This window comes from Cupriavidus sp. U2 (assembly GCF_009663685.2).
GTDB lineage: Bacteria > Pseudomonadota > Gammaproteobacteria > Burkholderiales > Burkholderiaceae > Cupriavidus > Cupriavidus necator_C.
This window is the reverse complement of record NZ_RCOG02000017.1, coordinates 17,406-33,941: the sequence shown is the minus strand read 5'-3', so window position 1 is coordinate 33,941 and position 16,536 is coordinate 17,406. Positions and strand designations below refer to the sequence as shown.

General features: G+C 59.0%; 11 protein-coding genes and 1 pseudogene. 4 read left to right on the top strand and 8 right to left on the bottom strand.

From position 1 onward, the window contains the following. Window positions 1–88 precede the first annotated feature (88 nt). Complete coding sequence (locus D9X30_RS14630) at window positions 89–895, top strand: HAD family hydrolase (protein ID WP_153950320.1); 807 nt, start codon at window positions 89–91, stop codon at window positions 893–895. A 269-nt stretch (window positions 896–1,164) separates the two neighbouring features. On the opposite strand, the gene D9X30_RS14625 is transcribed toward D9X30_RS14630, so the two are convergent. The 6 genes from D9X30_RS14625 to D9X30_RS14600 all read right to left on the bottom strand — a co-directional run bounded on the left by D9X30_RS14625 (window position 1,165) and on the right by D9X30_RS14600 (window position 10,138). Beyond that, complete coding sequence (locus tag D9X30_RS14625; protein ID WP_153950321.1) at window positions 1,165–2,352, bottom strand: H-NS histone family protein; 1,188 nt, start codon at window positions 2,350–2,352, stop codon at window positions 1,165–1,167. Window positions 2,353–3,141: 789 nt separating this feature from the next. Further along, window positions 3,142–4,818 (bottom strand): hypothetical protein, encoded by a 1,677-nt coding sequence (locus D9X30_RS14620; RefSeq protein WP_153950322.1) that lies wholly within the window; start codon window positions 4,816–4,818, stop codon window positions 3,142–3,144. A 62-nt stretch (window positions 4,819–4,880) separates the two neighbouring features. Further along, window positions 4,881–5,786 (bottom strand): hypothetical protein, encoded by a 906-nt coding sequence (locus D9X30_RS14615; protein ID WP_153950323.1) that lies wholly within the window; start codon window positions 5,784–5,786, stop codon window positions 4,881–4,883. Between the two features lie 25 nt (window positions 5,787–5,811). Then, the gene (locus tag D9X30_RS14610) at window positions 5,812–7,236 is read right to left on the bottom strand and encodes an ATP-binding protein (RefSeq protein ID WP_153950324.1); all 1,425 of its coding nucleotides are present in this window, start codon (window positions 7,234–7,236) and stop codon (window positions 5,812–5,814) included. A gap of 2 nt (window positions 7,237–7,238) precedes the next feature. Then, window positions 7,239–9,734, bottom strand: coding sequence for an Hsp70 family protein (locus tag D9X30_RS14605; RefSeq protein WP_153950325.1), 2,496 nt, complete (start codon window positions 9,732–9,734; stop codon window positions 7,239–7,241). Then, the gene (locus tag D9X30_RS14600; protein ID WP_349632231.1) at window positions 9,731–10,138 is read right to left on the bottom strand and encodes a hypothetical protein; all 408 of its coding nucleotides are present in this window, start codon (window positions 10,136–10,138) and stop codon (window positions 9,731–9,733) included. The genes D9X30_RS14605 and D9X30_RS14600 overlap by 4 nt, the downstream gene beginning before the upstream one ends. A gap of 857 nt (window positions 10,139–10,995) precedes the next feature. On the opposite strand from D9X30_RS14600, the gene D9X30_RS14595 reads away from it, so the two are divergent. Together D9X30_RS14595 and D9X30_RS14590 are read left to right on the top strand one after the other, a co-directional pair. After that, on the top strand, window positions 10,996–11,973 hold the full coding sequence (locus tag D9X30_RS14595; RefSeq protein WP_153950326.1) for a DNA-binding protein: 978 nt from the start codon (window positions 10,996–10,998) through the stop codon (window positions 11,971–11,973). Next, window positions 11,970–13,460 (top strand): tyrosine-type recombinase/integrase, encoded by a 1,491-nt coding sequence (locus D9X30_RS14590; protein WP_153950327.1) that lies wholly within the window; start codon window positions 11,970–11,972, stop codon window positions 13,458–13,460. The genes D9X30_RS14595 and D9X30_RS14590 overlap by 4 nt, the downstream gene beginning before the upstream one ends. A gap of 141 nt (window positions 13,461–13,601) precedes the next feature. Here the strand turns inward: D9X30_RS14590 and D9X30_RS14585 are convergent, their stop codons facing one another. Both D9X30_RS14585 and D9X30_RS14580 read right to left on the bottom strand, forming a co-directional pair. Next, on the bottom strand, window positions 13,602–14,981 hold the full coding sequence (locus tag D9X30_RS14585) for a heavy metal sensor histidine kinase (RefSeq protein ID WP_153950328.1): 1,380 nt from the start codon (window positions 14,979–14,981) through the stop codon (window positions 13,602–13,604). After that, entirely contained in the window at window positions 14,978–15,664 is a 687-nt protein-coding gene (locus D9X30_RS14580; protein WP_153950329.1) for a heavy metal response regulator transcription factor, read from the bottom strand. Before D9X30_RS14580 ends, D9X30_RS14585 begins: the two co-directional genes overlap by 4 nt. Before the next feature lie 181 nt (window positions 15,665–15,845). Between D9X30_RS14580 and D9X30_RS29860 the strand changes: the two are divergent. Continuing rightward, window positions 15,846–16,379 (top strand): annotated as a pseudogene (locus tag D9X30_RS29860) (multicopper oxidase domain-containing protein); the annotation flags it as partial. Window positions 16,380–16,536 lie beyond the last annotated feature (157 nt).

Below are 16,536 nucleotides of genomic sequence, written 5' to 3'. Positions count from 1 at the left end.
ACCAGTCAACCATGTGCCTCGAAACGGAATCGAAGCGGGGCTGCCCGAGGCCCGCTCGGATTGCACCAATTTTCTGAAACTGGTCCAGATGAAACCCCTTTCCCAGGCAGCAGCAGATCAGTTTTCGACAATCCAGTTCGTGCTCACGGACATGGATGAAACATTGACACATCAAGGCCGTCTATCTGCGGAGACCTACACTGCGCTGGAAAGGTTGCAGTCCAGCGGCATTCACGTCGTGCCAGTCACGGCAGCCCCCGCCGGATGGTGCGACCAGATGGCCCGCATGTGGCCGGTAGACGGTGTCATCGCCGAGAACGGCGGCTTGTTTCTACGGCGTAGTCCAGACGGACTCGGCGTAGATAGGCAATTTTGGCATCCGCCTGAACACATCGAGCATGTACGTGAACAACTGAAGTCGATCGCTCAGGTTGTCGAGAAGATGGCCCCCGACGCACAACAGGCCGACGATCAAGTGTTTCGATTGACGAGCCTCGCTTATCGACGCACCGATAACGATGCCGATCACCGCATCGTCGATGTGCTGAGACAGGCGGGAGCAAACGCGACAATCAATAACCTTTGGGTTCTAGGCTGGTTAGGGGACTACGACAAGCTGACAATGTCATTGCGAGTACTAGCCAACGCATACGGCGTCAATGCTGAAACAGCCCACGAAGTTGTCGCCTATTCCGGCGACTCCGCCAACGACGCACCCATGTTCGAGTTCTTTAAGCACACGGCTGGCGTTAGCACGGTAATTGATTGCCTTCCTCAGTTGCCGATTCCACCCCAGTGGATTACACACGGCCCTGGAGGTTCTGGCTTCGTAGAATTCTCCAATGCCATTCTTCGCTCAGCTTTAACGAGCGCTCGCGACGCGTCCGAGCGATAGACCTTGGGGCGGCTGCTTTACCACCAAGCCGCCTCCTTCAGAGATCCCGGCCGCGGTCCGCGGCTCCGGTAGTTGCCCTAACACCCATACCTTATCAGGATGAGCCGACGGCCCTGGTCGGCCAAGGGACTGAATCGCTGGCGCGGAAACGCTACTCTCCAGTTGTAAACCTTTGCAGCTGCACACTAGCGGGGGCGTTGAAGCTCGGGACACTTTGGCAGATTAACGTCGGAACACGGGCGGACCGACTGTACTCGCCAAGCAGGCGTTCAGTACAAGCGATCGATTAGAAAACGCTCGGGTTTCTTGCCAAGCCACGCGGGAGCCCTACCGCGCCCCGACCATGTTCGGCCCGTCTTGGGATCGCGGTACCGCGGAAGCGGTGCGGCCTTCGCCGCGGCTGGAACAGCGCGGGCCGCGGCCTCGACTTTGGGCTTGCGCGCAATGTCGTCAACGCTGAGGTCGTACTCCTGCATTAACTGCTGAATCTCCGCCACGACCCTTGGCACTTCCGTGGCGCGCAACCGCTCAAGTTGCGCATTGATAGATGCTAGCTGAGCGAGCAGCGAGGATATGGACGGCCTTTGGATCGCAATGGGCGCTTTTTGCTTCTGTCGCGCCTTACGAGTTGGCGTTTGGTGGGTCCGCGCCTGCGAGGCAGCCTCTCCTCCAGGCGGTGTTATCTGCTTCGGTACGTGCTTCCGGGTTGGAGTCTCTTGATTCGTGACTCCCGCACCGGCAACCTCAGTTAGGATTATCGGGTTCGGACCGCGCTTTGGGGTCTGCCTCTCTTCCGGCGAAGCTTTCGGAGCGGCAGTTTCGATGAGCGCTTTGGCCTTCCGACCGCGTTTCCGGGTTGGGCCCTTTTGAGTCGTGACTTCCGGAGCAGCAACCTCGGCTAGGGCTCTAGGCTTCCGACCGCGCTTCGGGGCTCGCGTGGCTTCTGGCGCAGCTTCCCGAGCTGTGGCATAACGCGGCGCAACCGGGGCGTGCGACTCCGTCAATCCGTCACGGGAGAAAATTTCGGTGGGTTCCGCCGTGTCCAGGACTTCAACTGGGACCTCGGGCACAGACTCAAAGGTCGCTTCCGAGGGCGCGGCTTCAAGGGGCGCTTCCGGCGAGCCGGATTCCATCAACGATTCCGATTCAGTCACTCCCATCGGTTCCCCGGCTGCCTTTTCCGTCGAAGCGTCAGGGGCCGTGTAACGCCGCCGGCGCCGATATGACACGGTCGCCGTCGGGCCGCCACCCCGGCTTGTCGACCAGAAGTCCGAGCGTTGAGCCTGAGAGTCAACGCTTCCAATATCGATGCATGCATCTCTGGCTTCATAGCTGAGACAATCCGCGTCGCGCATCGCCTCAGCTATGGGAAGCTCCATCTGACCAAGCCCGTCCGTCGCATCGCTCGCGATAACCGGCTCAACCTTTAGCTGGGGGGCCAATTCGTTCTCCTTCATTGAAGTCACTGCACGCGTCTCTTGCGTGTCGCGTTGTGACGCTAGCCGAATGGGCGGTACCGTTGTATCACACGTTCTCACATGCTTTGAGAATTCTCAACAAGCATGAGAATAGATGAGAACGGCCTTCCAGACCCTCTTTTGGCGTGCGTCGGCCTGACCCCGGGAGGTAGATCGCAATTTATGTTAAATGCGGTGCGTAAGATGGAATCGCATTTCGAACTCCGGTTCGACGTCTTCCCTCCTCCTTGCTGACGCAATACTCGGCAAAAAGCAATTCAATGTGCCGTGGGAAAGGTCTACCCAGGAGCCGGCGCTTCCAGAATGACAGCATTCGAGCGTTCAGTGAGCGTGCGCGGACAAGGCAATCATCGTCCATGGCGACTTCACGGATGCGTTCAAGCTCCCAGTGCTTTGCGGCGTCATCTATTGTGACCCGCTTTACGTCGACCTGATCGATGCGCCGTCGTTCACGAAATACACGCATGGTGTCTGGACAAGCGCCTTCCGTTCGTAACTCCAATGAGATACTGAAATCGAACCCCGCCGTCGTCGCCCGACGTACGCCACCACAAGATCATTGGGATAAACCATAGATCCTCCGCATGCGTCCGACAGCATTAGAATAGACCTGTCCAACTATGCTGAACCTCTACTCCGATGCGAGCGTGCAGCAAGGGACCATACGGATCGCATGGCTAGAAAAGGACAGAACGCAAACTTCCGGCAGAACGCGTCAGCTTGGATAGCCTCCAGTCTTCCGTAGACAATTGAAGAGTGAAATCATCCTTAGAGATTCGACAGGAAGATCAGAATAAGGATGATCGACACAGCAATGTGCGCTTGGTCAAAGCCACGGAGCTTCCCCTTGCCAAGGAAACGGTATCCACCAGGCGACGGTATCACTCGATACCTGGCCAGCGGGAACAGCGGCACAAACAGCACCACAAAGTAGTAGGTGGCCATGTACGAACCGTTTGAACGTATCAGATCTGTGTTGCCATACAGTGAGAATCCGATTCCGTTGATAGTGCGTAGCGAAGGTGCGGATTGTATTGGCTCAAGATCGCCATACATATTGGCGTTCTCTCGGGCAGTGTCTAGGTTCTCCTTGACCTTCTGCTTAAGCCTGTCGTCGCGCGCCAACTCCTTGATGCGCTCAAGCAACTCGATACAAGATGCCCATTTTGAGGTTAGATTTCCGTAGGCAATGACTCCTGACATTGCGGTCATCGCCAAAACATCGCATCCCTCAGAATAGCCCGACGATGTCTCGCCGAGCTCGGATTGCTTCAGAAGTCTCATCCCGGTGTCGAGCACACGTTGCGCCGCAGTCAAGCCAATGTTCGCATCCCGCTCAACGCCTTCGCGCACCGAGGCGCAGAGGTCCAAAATAGGTTTGAGCGCGGACTCCGCTTCATGCCGCTCAGCCACACCGTTCAAAACTGCTTCATCGGCCCGGACCCTTTCCATTAGGTCAGGCAGGCATGCAAATACGTCCTTGATGAGCAATGTCAATCTACGTGCTGGCTCTAACTTGGCGTGGTCGTTGAAGAGCTCGATTGCTAGACCCCGTACACCGTAAGCGACTTCTTTGCTCGGTGGATGATCCAGTCCTCGCGATGCGAAGCTCATAGTTAGAGGCTTGGCCACCTTGAACCAGTTGCGAACCACCACATCCAGCGAAGCCACAAGCTGGTCCAAAACCCCGTCGGCGCTCTGCGCCTTTGATTGAGCGATAGTGATTAGTTTGTTGATATTGGCGGCTTCTTTATCGAGAAAATCCCGCGTCTCGATCGCGTAGCTGTCCACCAACACGTCAACGAATTCGGGGGCATGCTCCGTCCCATCGTCGGTGGCCACCTCTACCAAAAATGACATCACTTCAATGAGATCCTCGGTATAGAGGCGGTTCAGCGCAGCTTGAATAGAGGTCCGGTAGCTTCGCTTGCGCTCCGCAAGCTCTTCCTCTACCAACTCGACACTACGAACTTCCGGGAAGCCCGAAACGGCGCGATCCTCATTAATCTCCCTGAAAACGCAATCTGCTTCCAGGGCGTCCACGAGATACACCATCCGTTCGACTAGTCCTTCCACCCTAGCCCAACCCAGCTTCTCAGTAACGGCATCAAACCCAGCGGTAAGCAGGTTGCAGTGGGCCAGGACCGGCAGATTCTCCCGGTCGGCAATTGCCAATGGATCCTTTCGAACGACTTTAAGGAGCTCCGCAGCTTTGCTTGGAGACACGCCGGGTAGCCAGCCCATTTCGGCGCTAAGGCGAGTACGCGGATTAGTGAGATCGGCACGTGCTTTCTGGCAAACGTCATGATCGAGGCTTAGCGACGCCTCATCAGCCAACTCAACAATTTTTCGCCTATCGTCACGCGTCGTCGCGCCAAGTACGGCAAAGGGATTAAGTAAGAGCTCTGTACTCAGGCCCAAATCGTTCGTCGTGGAGCTGTTCATCTTTATTATCACGAGTGCATTTGCTTCGGCGCGGTCGGACCGCCCTGACTACTGAGGTCTCGTTACTCTTCCTTCTCTTCCTCTTCGTCGTCATCGGCTGTGACGCCGTACCGCGGAGTACGAGTCGAAGCGTTGCCATACGTGGACGAAGGTGAAGCGGTGTCGTAGCGACTATTGCCATATGGCCGGCTATAGACATTGCTCGGCTGAACGTTAGGGACTGACTCCGGAGGTGTGGATCTGAATTTGACCATTGCCTCGATTTCGATCTCACCGCGGTACTGGGAAATATCCGATCTAGCCGTCAGAACGTCATTACCGTGGTATCGAAATGAGCCGCAGCGACTGTTAAAGTCCGTGACGGCGGCATTGAACGTTCGAATGGCGGCCTGACTATAGCGGTCTGTAACCTTCTCGCCCGTATCAAGGCGAATCTTCTCAGCTTCGCAGTAGCGAATCTCAGCGACCGAGAGGACGTTATTCGAGCCAACTGGAGGCTTAACTTCTGACGGGCGAGTTTGCACCGGCGGGAGAACCGCCGGCTTCGGTGGAGCTGTCTCAACCACCGCGGGTACAGGAGTTGGCCGTGTATGTGCCGGCGGGGGCGCGGGAACTGCCGTTTCGGCTCGTACGGCGTCTTCCACAGGCGCTTTCGCAGCAACCTGTGCGTCCCTATCCTCGATGAGTTTTGAAAAAACGAAGATGAGGGCAATCGCTAGGATTGCCACATACCAACCTGCAACCGATCCAGTCTTTTCCTTGGCTGGTGTTGGAGAGGACGCTCCACCCGCGTCTTCTCCTGCCGAGGGAAGCTCGCCTTTCAATGGCGCTGTCGTAGTGCCTGCGCCCCTTTCCGCTTTCGACCCCGTCTGCTCTGGCTGCGCCGTCGACACTTCGGCCAGAGTTGACTCGATGTCTGAAACCAATGACGACAGACCGCCAAATCCCTTCTTCCCGCTGTTATTCATACTGTTTTTTGCGCTCTACGTCGCCTCAAAGGAAACCAATCTTCCGATCCCCACTATCCTCGGTGCGGGATGGGGTACTTGCTAATGCATCCTCAAGACTCTTCTGGTCGAGGACATTCTTCCCGGCCCGCGCAGCCAAGCGCGCGCCTTCCCTAACGACAAATGTCACATCAGATAGAGGTCTTCCGGCTAACTGGACTGCAAGCGACGTCGCCGAGACGGATTCATCCTTCGGAAGCTTCGTCAGCATACTGTCGAGTAGTGCCTCGACTTCCGCTGCGCTCGCATAGCCGACATTCAATACGTGGTCGAACCGACCTCGGCGTTGAATTGCAGGATCGATCATGTCAATACGGTTGGTCATCCCGATAATCAAGACGTCATTCTTGACGGCTTCCGGAATGCGCCGCAGGAATTCCGCTACCTCTTCGACCCGATGGTGACCATTTCCGAATTCGCGGTCGGCAACAAAGGCCTCCATCTCGTCTATTACCAATACAGATGGTGCGCTCTTAATCGCGCTCTCAAAGATTTCGGCTACCTTGCGGCTCGTTTCGTGTATGTATGGACTCGCAATACTGGACGCATCAATCGCGAAGCTCGGCCATCCCAAAAAATCGACCAACTGTTCTACGGCGAATGTCTTTCCACATCCTGGCGGCCCATGAAGGATCACTGCCCCCGGAAAATCAATACCCAGCGCCTTGTAACGCTCGCGATTCTCGATGATGTCTACAACGTGCTCGTTGAAAAACGCCGTCAGCGCCGGGCGACCTGCCAGGACAAACTGTCGGCGTTCTTCCTGCTCACGGCCGGAGGCAGTCACCCTTGGGCACTCTCCATCGGCTACTTCGACACGAGAAACACCGTCCGCAGCGGGTATGATCGAGGAAGAGGCAATGCCGGCCGCCTCAATTACATCCTGCAAGTGCTTTGCACCCAGCCAGGTCAAGGTCTGACGAAGGCGCCGGACCGACTTCGCAGAGATTGGAACACCGCCAGTGAGCCAGCAACCCAACACCACATCATCATCTACCCGTGGCGTGATGCCGTACGTTGGCAGCAAGCGACTGATCCGTTCGACGTACAGGGCGTCCTGGATCGGAGTGTCAGCGTCCAGTCGACGCGTCTCCTTTAGGGCCACCGCGAACGACAGAGCCTCTGCTTTCGTGTTGGGCGAAGCACCACCAAATACCGGGCTTAAAACTTGGCCGGATCCGGAAGTCAGCGAAAAGAGTCGGCGTGGGCCAAAGTCAAATTCCTGAAGCTGGCCCTCTCTAATCAGGCCAGCCCCTCGCCATCGCTTATGGAGATCCTCACCGACAACCAACGCCCGCCCACCATCTCGCGTGTCCACAATCTGCCAGTCATGACCCGTGAACAGTGCCAGGCCTGTATGCGCGCCCCCTTCCAGCTTGAAACCTATGGGCAACCATGCCTCGAGTGCCATGATCAATTCCGCACGATATTAGCCGCGGCCATCATGTCATCGGCATCGCTAGTCGAGCCGAAACGCAGGGAATCCAGTTCGAAGACCACCGCACGGAGCTTTTCCATATCATTGGCCTGCATGGCATCCGATCCATGCTGTGAAAGACGAGCATGCTCGGCACCATCTGGGAAGAGATGCGCGTCCCTGGCCAGCCAGTTGAACCGGTCAATGACATACCAGTCTTGACGCCACAAGATGAGGAAGTTCTTTGTACGCATCTCATCCGCCAGCGACTCGAAATCCCCACTCTTGTTGTCTATCGCGCGCTGCGCTGTACGCGCCAGGTTGTCATAGGCAGAGGCCTCCGTCGGACGTGCATGCTCACGCACATAGTCGTCGAAGTATTCCCTTAGCCGATCCAGCTCCAACTGCCGGATTTCTGGAAGATTGTCTTTTCGGGCCAGTGCCAGGAGACGCTTGGCTTCCTGCACATGATCCATTGCCTGCTTAGTGGCCTCCTCATCCGCGTCACGCGAGTTAGCTTTGCTAGCCTGTGCAAGACGTTCGCGCGCTTGACTCAGCTTGGGATCGTCGACCTTGGCTGCCATGTCTTGGAGACGTTTCAACGTATGCTCGGTCTCTTCCCGCACGAGCGCCGCAGCTTTCGTGTAGTCGATCAGTGCGTCAATCCGCGAGTAGAAGTTTCGACCACTATCGAACGAACCGCCAATGGACGGCACAGACACCTCGACCCAAATGGCTCCCGAGTCCGAAATCTCGTAGTCGCAAACCAACTCTGCACCGGCAGCAATGACGTTGTCATGGAAGTCGGTCCCCTTGATTGCGAACATTCCAATGAAACGGTTGTCGGTAATAGGGTCGGAAATATCGCCCTCCCACAGCTTGATCTTCACCGAGTCTGACGATCCAGCCCGCAACGACTCTTCGGCGCGGAAGAGCTTACGCCCCTTTTTTGGCAATTGGTCGCCTTCGCGCACCAAATAGTCCAATACTAAGCGTCCGCCCATTTTGTCGCGAACTTCCACCCCTACAGAATGCGAGGCCGGGATAGCGTCGATGCTCGCCGCGGTCCTGGCAATGACGATCTTGTCGTCCGTCAACCCCAAGGGTCCACCGTCGGCGTCAAAAACAAAGACCTTAAACGTGTTTTCCCCCGGCCTCGACAGCGTCAGATCTAGCGAAGCGCCATTCTTGAGCGGTATCCGCCCTGACGACCAACCGGTGTCGAGACTATCTATTTGGAACTCTGCACGCTCGAGTGCCGTACCGCCAAGCTTCGCGACAACCTTGGCTCTGGAATCCGGCGTGCGCGCGATATAGTTAAACGAGATATCGAGCGCCCCACCAGCGCTAAGCGCGCCTCGGGAGCTCTTGCGTCCGCGCGTTTGCGACTGCCAGTCAATCGACTCAGCGAATACTGCAGCGCCTTCGGCAACCGCAGTCATCGGATTGACATCAAGCGATGGTGCGATGCCCAGCTCAAAGGCAACCTTGTCACGCAAAGGCTTGTACTGCGTTGGTCCGCCTACGAAGACGATGCGCCCCACGTCTTGAGCACTGAGTCCCGCCTTTTCCAGGGTATCGCGTGCAGAGATGATGCCCTCCTCTACCTTTTCGGCGATTAGGTCATCCAGTTGGGAGCGGATGAAAGGAATGTCGACATAAATCTCCTCCCCAGACTCGTCGCGCACGCCAAGATCCGATTCGTTCAGGCTGATGACTGAATCTTCCTTGGCTGAGAGCTCAATCTTTGCCTTCTCGCAGGCCCACAAACACATGCGCAAAAGAGGCTTGTACTTTGCGGCGACGGAGAAGTCTGGCGGCAAATCGAAGTTCGACAGCAACCAGGGCTTCACTACATTGTCGAGAATTGACCTGTCGAAATCTGTGCCGCCGCACATAGCTACCCCGCCGTGAGCCAGAAGGCTCACGCGGCCGCTAATGCTCTCCGCAATCGCAATGTCCAAAGTACCGCCGCCGAGATCGTAGACGAGGAAGATTCCATCACCTTTGCGCTGGCGCATAACGGCCATCACGGCAGCGACTGGTTCCTGCATCAGTGCAACATGGCCGAGACCGGCCATTTCCGCCGCGGCCAGTGTGGCGTCCTTTTGCATTTGGTTGAACGCAGCTGGGACCGTGATGACGGTGCCAGTTTCGCCACTATTACGAATCTCTTCGGGCAGATAGCCGAAACAAAGCTTGAGGATCTCAGCCGAACAAGCCTCCGGAGTCATCGTGACGGATACTGCGTCGAGCTTGATGGGCGTGCTCGTGCCCATCATGCGCTTGAACTTGACCGCAGCGTTATCTGGATTCTTCGCAGCACTGTCGTATGCTCGCTTGCCAAGGTACTTGTTTCCGCGTCGGTCAATGAAAATCGCTGACGGGGTCACATCGTTCTGCTCTGGGCTCTTGTAAAGGCGAACATTTTCGCCGTCGAACGAGCAGATGGCACTATTGGTCGTGCCCAGGTCGATGCCGATGTACTTCATTGGTGTTCCTTCTTGAGCATAACGGTCCCCTGCCTCTTGAGACCGTCCGGGCCCATGATGATGGGCTCGATCATCTGATCAACGATTAGGACGTCCTCTGGCGCAAAGTCACCGAGATTCAACGCTGACGCTGCGATACCAGGATCGAATGGATGGCCCTCGACGTTCACAAGCTTTAGGCCACTTTCGGACAAGCTCTCTTCCACTTTCTTGTGAAAGTAGCGAACCTGATTCACGTATCGGGTGCCTTCACCCGCGTCCATCTTGCTCAAGACACGCCCGAACAATTTTGCAAAGCGCCAGCTCTCTACGGCAATATCAATCAACGATTGCTCTAGTCTTTGCTGACTTTCTGAGTTCTCTGTGCTCGTCATTTCTCGTTGGCCGGCTTGCCATTTCAGCACGCGACTCCCTGGGTCTCAGCCGGTCAATCCCCCTTCTAGTCGTTTATTGTGAAGGTTGAACGTCCTTATGGACGCTCACGAGTTTAGCAAGGAATGAGGCCTGAAAAATGCAAGCGCGCTACGCAAACAACAGCTGCACACAGGAAGCTCAACAAGAACCTCTCCCCCCCCGGGAAGGAGGGTAGCAACTACTAGGCTCTCGCGCCGTGGCACCGATTTATTCAACATTCCGCCTGTTCGCTACGAAGATACCCACAAAGTGCATCTCCGGACACTTAGCCTCCGTAACGCGAAACCCGCGCTGCCGACTTATTGGCTCGGCGCGACGCTAGAGCATCTCCTATTGGACTAACCCTGAGGCGCTACTCACGGTTGAAGAGTTCTCCTTCCCTCAGGCATGCACGTCCGAGCCAGCTTCGCTGCAGCCAGAGGAGGAGTGTTGGAAACGAGGCTCTCTTCGCCTGTTGGTATGAGGTGCTCGCACGGTCCTGCGCGTTATCTGCGCCGGCGCAAGTTCATCGTCGTCTGTTTTGACCGAATCCCGAGCTATTCGGGGTCCCTTTGATTTCCCTACACTTTACCGGGGTAGCAGCCCCTAGCATCTACGCGGGTTTCCGGGCATTGCTCGCTTGATACCCCAGTCAAATCAGTCACTTGCTGACTGGTCCTTTGCTCCCTGTTTTGAACCGTTGATCGGCCCTGGGCCCGGACAGCGCGCCGGCGAGCCATGCGACAGCCTGTTTTGGCAAGATAATTACATTTATCCTGTTTTCATTTCCTTAAGCCGCAGGAATATACCTTTCCTAACGTTATATTCGTGCGTAAGATAGGGGCCACATCCACTGCTTTCTATCGCCATGCCCCGCCTCGCCGCCACGCCCGACCAGATCCGCGCCACCGTGCTGGCCATGCTGACCGAAGCCGGCGATGCAGCGCCGCCCACCGCCGCGCGCTTTCGCCGCGTGGTGTCGGTGCGCAAGCTGCGCGACCGCCTCGGCGGCGGCGACCCGGCGACCCTGTCGCGCACGCTCAATGCCATCGAGGCCGAAGTCGTGCGCGCGGGCCTGGCCGACCTGGCCCTGCCCGAGCTTCCCGCCGAGATCGCCGAAGCGATGCGCGCGCTCTGGCAGGCCGCGGTGGCGGTCCAGTTGGACGACGTGGTGCGCCTGCGGCGCGAGGCGCAACAGACCGCCGAGGCCGCGCAGGCCGCCCGCGCCGAGGCCGACCTGCGGGTCGAGCTGCTGCGCCAGGAGCTCAGTGAGGTGCGCGCGCAGCTGGCCGCGCGCGACACGGCGCTGGCCGAAGCCAGCGCTGCTCTCGCGGCCGCCAGTGCACGGGCCGACGCGCAGGCGGCACGTCGTGGCGAACTCGAAACGGCATTGGCGACCGTGCAGGCACGTGCCGGGGCGGACGAGCGCGCCCACATCGAGGCGATCGCTACCGTCCAGACGCGCTACGAGGCGCTGTCGAAGCAGCTCCTGCAGGAAACCGCCCATCAGCGCGACGCCGTGCGTGCCGAGCGTGCGCAACTTGCCTCGCAACTCAAGTTCGCCGAGCGGCGTATCGCGGCGCTCGAGGAGGAACGCGGACGACTGGACGCCGAGCTCGCCAGCGAGCGCGCCGCGCGCCAGACCGCCGTCGGAGAAGCGAGTGCCCTCAAGGCCGTCACCGCCAGCCAGCGCGCCCAGCTTGATGAGCTGCTGCGCGCGACGCTGGCCGCCGCACCGCCCTCGGCCAAGGTCGCCCGCGTGCCGCGGCCGGCCGGCAAGCCAGCCGGTAAGCCCGACCACCAGCCCGGCACCAATCCCGGCACCAAGCGCCGCGACAAATCATGAATCCGGCCGACTGGATCGATACGGGCGCGGTGCCGCCGCGCCCCTTGCCGGCGACGGTCGACGCGGCGCTCGCCTACCTCGCCGAAGCGCTCGGGCATCCGGTGTACGCGCACTGGACCCTCACGCGCATCAAGCGCCGGTATGGATCGCTCGCGGACGCCAAGGCCGCGCAGCCGACGGTCCTCAAGCTGCTGCTGGCCCACGACGGGGCGGTCGAGTATTGGGAGCGCGGACGCCTGCGCGCCGCGCCGGCGGACCAGGCGCCCAGCCGGGAGACGGTCCTCACCCGGCTGCTGCACACGCACCGCCGCCGCTTCCGTTCCGGCGCCGCCTTGCCGGGGAGCAAGACTGCAGTGCTGGCCGCCACAGAGGCAACGGAGGGGGTGGCTGCGCCATGGCTGGCCGCATCCGGTCTTGCCGACCCCGCGTGGCTCGCGCGCGCCGGCCGCTTTGCCCAGCCGCAGAGCGCTGCCAACACGCTGGGCGCCATCGATGACGCGCAGGCGCTGGCGCTTTTTCTGCGCGACCGGACCGGCCGATCGCGCCATACGCTGCGCGCTTATGGCGCCGAGCTGCGTCGGCTGATGCGCTGGTGCGACTTGCATGGCGTAGGGCCTTTGTCGGACCTGACGCGCCAGCAACTGCTCGCCTACCGGCACACGTTGCAGCACGGCGAACCCGGCACAGAGGCCGCCCCGCCGCCGTTGTCCGAAGCGACCTGCACGCGCGCACTGGCCGTGGTGGCCAGCCTCTACGGCTACTGGTACGCCACCGGCTACCTGCATGCCAACCCGGCCGCCGGCCTGTCTGCCGGCAGTCGTGCGCGGACCGGTTTTGTGCCGACGCGGCTGATTCCGCCGGCGCTGCTGGACGCGTGCGATGCCTGGCTGGAGGCGAACCGTGCCGACGATGCGTTGCCGGCGTGGCGACGGCGGGCGATCTGGGCGCTGTATCGCTATGCAGGCGTGCGCCTAGCGGAACTGGCCTGGTCGGATGAGACGGCACTGCCCCGACTGGAGGTCGAGGCGCCCGGACGGTGGACACTCTATGTCTGCGGCAAGGGGCGCAAGGTGCGCGCCATTCCGCTGCCGACGTCGTGCGTGGTGGTGCTGCGGGCCTACCGGCACGCCCGCGGCCTGCCGCCCGAGCCGCCCGCGCACGAGACATTGCCCGTGATCCACGGCAACAAGGGCGAAGCGCTGCAGCAGGCAGGCCTCTATCGGGAGGTCAAAACGATCTTTGCTGACGTGGCCGATGGTCTGCAGGCGCGCGAGCCGTCACAGGCGTTGCTGCTGCGCGCCGCATCGCCGCACTGGCTGCGCCATGCCTATGCGCGCACGCTGGTGGTTGACCACCAGGTGCCGCTGCCCGCCGCCCAGGCACTGCTCGGCCACGCTTCCGTGCAGACCACGGCGGCCTATGCCAGGACGGACCTGACGCAGTTGCGGGCCTTTGTCGACGCCACGTTCGCTGGTGACATGCCTTAAGCGATGTGTCGGGCCGCGACTCTTCGCACCTTAAGGCACCCCGGCAACCCGACCAAGGGCAGCGACTAACACCAGTCCAGTGGTATTCGCCGGACATTGCGCGCTCCTATTCAGCGAGAGCGTAGCGAAAGGCCGCATGCCTCATTTTGCAACTTGCGGGAATGTCATGACGAATCTTGTGTGGCCGCCATGGGACTGAACGAATATGGTGCCGCCGTGCGCGGTCAGGATAGCCTTCGTGATCGACAGACCCAAACCGACCCCTTCCGCGTCGGCACGGTTGCGAGACTTGTCAGCGCGAAAGAACCGGTCGAAAAGCGACGGTAAAAGTTCCGGATTGATTTCCGGACCCTGGTTCTCCACAACCAGCGTCGCAGTGCCATCCTCTTCCGATGCGGTAACTACGATGGCCTTGCCGCGCGGGGTATAGCGCAGCGCATTGGACAATAAGTTGCTCAATGCTCTGCGAAGCATCAGCCTGTCGCCCCAGACGTGAGCGTCGCCCTGCACGGAAAGGCTGATTCCCTTGTCCTCTGCCAAGGCATCGTAGAACTCGAACAATGCTTTGACCTCTTCGCTGATAGTGATGGCTTCCTCGCTGGGGAGCGTCAGACCGTGTTCCATTTTTGCGAGATAAAGCATGTCCGACACCATGCGGCAAAGACGCTGAAGTTCTTCGGCGTTGGAGGCCAGCACTTCCCGATACTTTTCAGTATTCCTTGGCTGGGAGAGCGCGACCTGGGTCTGCGTCATCAGATTGGTGAGCGGCGTACGTAATTCGTGTGCGATATCAGAGGAGAATTCTGTAAGCCGCCGAAAATCCTCTTGGAGGCGGCCCAGCATTGCATTGAGGGTGACGGCCAGATCGGCCATCTCCACCGGCACGGTCTCGACGGGCATCCGCGCATCCAGCTTGTGCGAAGTCACTCCACTGGCTCGGGCTGCCATGGTTCGCAACGGGGCTAGGCCGCGCCGCGCGGCCCACCATCCGAACAGGCCGCTGGCCATGACGGCGAGGGTGATATAGAACGCTAAGGACCGGCAAAATGCGTCCATGAAATGAGCATGGATATCAGTATCCATCCCCACTAGTATGTGGAGCTTGCCGTTATCGCTCGGTGTCGTCGCTAGCGCTTGCATGCCGCGATAGACACGCCCATCCTGCCGCCAAAGCAGGTTGTCGTCACTCTTTCCGAGTGTGCGAACTGCATTAAGAGCAAGAGCGAAGTCGAAGCCCTTGGTTTGGTACAGAGTCCCACCGCTTTCGGCCTGGACCCGTGCAACAAAACCGGGATGGTGCTCCAGCATCTGTTCCAACTGCGCACGAGTGTTGGCTGAAGGCGATTCCTTGGTGATTTTCTGGATGAGCCGAACACTGTCGCCAAGAACCACATAGTCCTCGTTTGCGAAGTGCCTGTCCATTGCCAACCAAATGAGGACGCCCAGACCGGACAATACGACCGCTGACGAAAACGAAAACAACAGAGTCAGCCGCGTAGTCAAAGACAGGCGCCGCCTCATTCATCGCCCTCCGGCACTTCGAGAACATACCCCATCCCGCGTACCGTCTGGATTAGCTTCGGTTCGAAACCGTCGTCGATCTTGGCGCGAAGGCGACGAATTGCAACGTCAATCACGTTGCTATCACTATCAAAGTTCATGTCCCAGATCTGGGAGGCAATCAGAGAGCGAGGAAGCACCTCTCCACGCCGACGCGCAAACAACTCTAACAGGGAGAATTCCTTGCTCGTCAGAACGATCTTGCGCCCGCTTCGGGTGGCTCTCCTGCGTGGCAGATCCAGGGTGAGGTCACCAATCTGTATGCGATCGGCGGGCAGGCCGCCTGCGCCGCGCCGAAGTAGCGTCCTCACACGCGCTAGCAACTCGGAAAACGCAAAGGGCTTCACCAGGTAGTCATCTGCTCCTAGTTCAAGTCCCTTGACCCGATCGGCGACACTGTCGCGTGCCGTGAGAAACAACACGGGCACGGCGTTCTCGGTTGCCCGCACGCGCTGGAGTATCTTCCAGCCATCCAGATCGGGCAGCATGACGTCCAAAATGAGAAGGTCGTACACCTCCGACATGGCCATATGCAACCCATCCTGGCCGTTTCGCACGAGATCCACCACGAAGCCTGCCTCGGTCAGGCCCTGACGCAGGTATTCCCCCGTCTTAAGTTCGTCCTCAACAACCAACAACTTCATTAAAACCCCAATGGATGCCGGCATAGCCACAGTAAGACCGCCAGTGTATGCCGAGGCTTGTACATTACAGCGACCTTACGGGAATGTAATTTTTGGGTAATTCCGAGGTTAGTCCGCTTTCCCTAACCTGTGCTCGTTGCTCCATTCCCCTGGAGCGAATGAAGTGTCTAAGGAAGCACTAATGCCATCGAAACTGTCTTCGGACATTGTCCTGCCCGAGCACATGGGCCTTTCCCGGCGCCGTTTTGTCCAAGGGCTAGCAGCAGGCGGGGTGCTGGGAGCTCTTGGCGGACTGTCGACGGGCGGATGGGCTCAATCCAACTCTCCCAGTCGTGCGGGGATTGGTACGGCTCCTGTGCTGCGCGGAACCGAATTCGACCTTGTTATCGAAGACGCGGCGGTGAACTTCACCGGCAAGCCAGGGGTTGCGCAAACCATCAATGGAACGCTGCCAGGGCCCACACTGCGCTGGCGCAAGGGTGACACCGTCACGATCCGTGTCACGAACCGCCTGCGCGAACCGACTTCGATCCACTGGCACGGCATCGTCCTGCCCTTCCAAATGGACGGAGTCCCGGGCATCAGTTTTAACGGTATCGCGCCAGGCGAAACCTTCACCTACCGCTTCAAGGTGGAACAGACCGGTAGCTATTGGTATCACTCGCATTCCGGATTCCAGGAGATGACGGGCGTCTATGGCGCCCTGATCATCGAAGGTGATACGGACCCCGTACGCGCCGACCGGGATTACTCTGTCCTGCTCTCGGACTGGACGGACGAGGATCCAATGCGGGTTCTCTCCAAGCTTAAGGTTCAAAGCGACTACTACAACTACAACCAACCCACGGCGCTCGACTTCTTCCGCGACGTCT

Excerpts from the sequence above, each read along its gene's own strand:
- D9X30_RS14630 (WP_153950320.1), top strand. The coding sequence starts at position 89 with ATGAAACCCCTTTCCCAGGCAGCAGCAGATCAGTTTTCGACAATCCAG.
- D9X30_RS14625 (WP_153950321.1), bottom strand. The coding sequence starts at position 2,352 with ATGAAGGAGAACGAATTGGCCCCCCAGCTAAAGGTTGAGCCGGTTATC.
- D9X30_RS14620 (WP_153950322.1), bottom strand. The coding sequence starts at position 4,818 with ATGAACAGCTCCACGACGAACGATTTGGGCCTGAGTACAGAGCTCTTA.
- D9X30_RS14615 (WP_153950323.1), bottom strand. The coding sequence starts at position 5,786 with ATGAATAACAGCGGGAAGAAGGGATTTGGCGGTCTGTCGTCATTGGTT.
- D9X30_RS14610 (WP_153950324.1), bottom strand. The coding sequence starts at position 7,236 with ATGGCACTCGAGGCATGGTTGCCCATAGGTTTCAAGCTGGAAGGGGGC.
- D9X30_RS14605 (WP_153950325.1), bottom strand. The coding sequence starts at position 9,734 with ATGAAGTACATCGGCATCGACCTGGGCACGACCAATAGTGCCATCTGC.
- D9X30_RS14595 (WP_153950326.1), top strand. The coding sequence starts at position 10,996 with ATGCCCCGCCTCGCCGCCACGCCCGACCAGATCCGCGCCACCGTGCTG.
- D9X30_RS14590 (WP_153950327.1), top strand. The coding sequence starts at position 11,970 with ATGAATCCGGCCGACTGGATCGATACGGGCGCGGTGCCGCCGCGCCCC.
- D9X30_RS14585 (WP_153950328.1), bottom strand. The coding sequence starts at position 14,981 with ATGAGGCGGCGCCTGTCTTTGACTACGCGGCTGACTCTGTTGTTTTCG.
- D9X30_RS14580 (WP_153950329.1), bottom strand. The coding sequence starts at position 15,664 with ATGAAGTTGTTGGTTGTTGAGGACGAACTTAAGACGGGGGAATACCTG.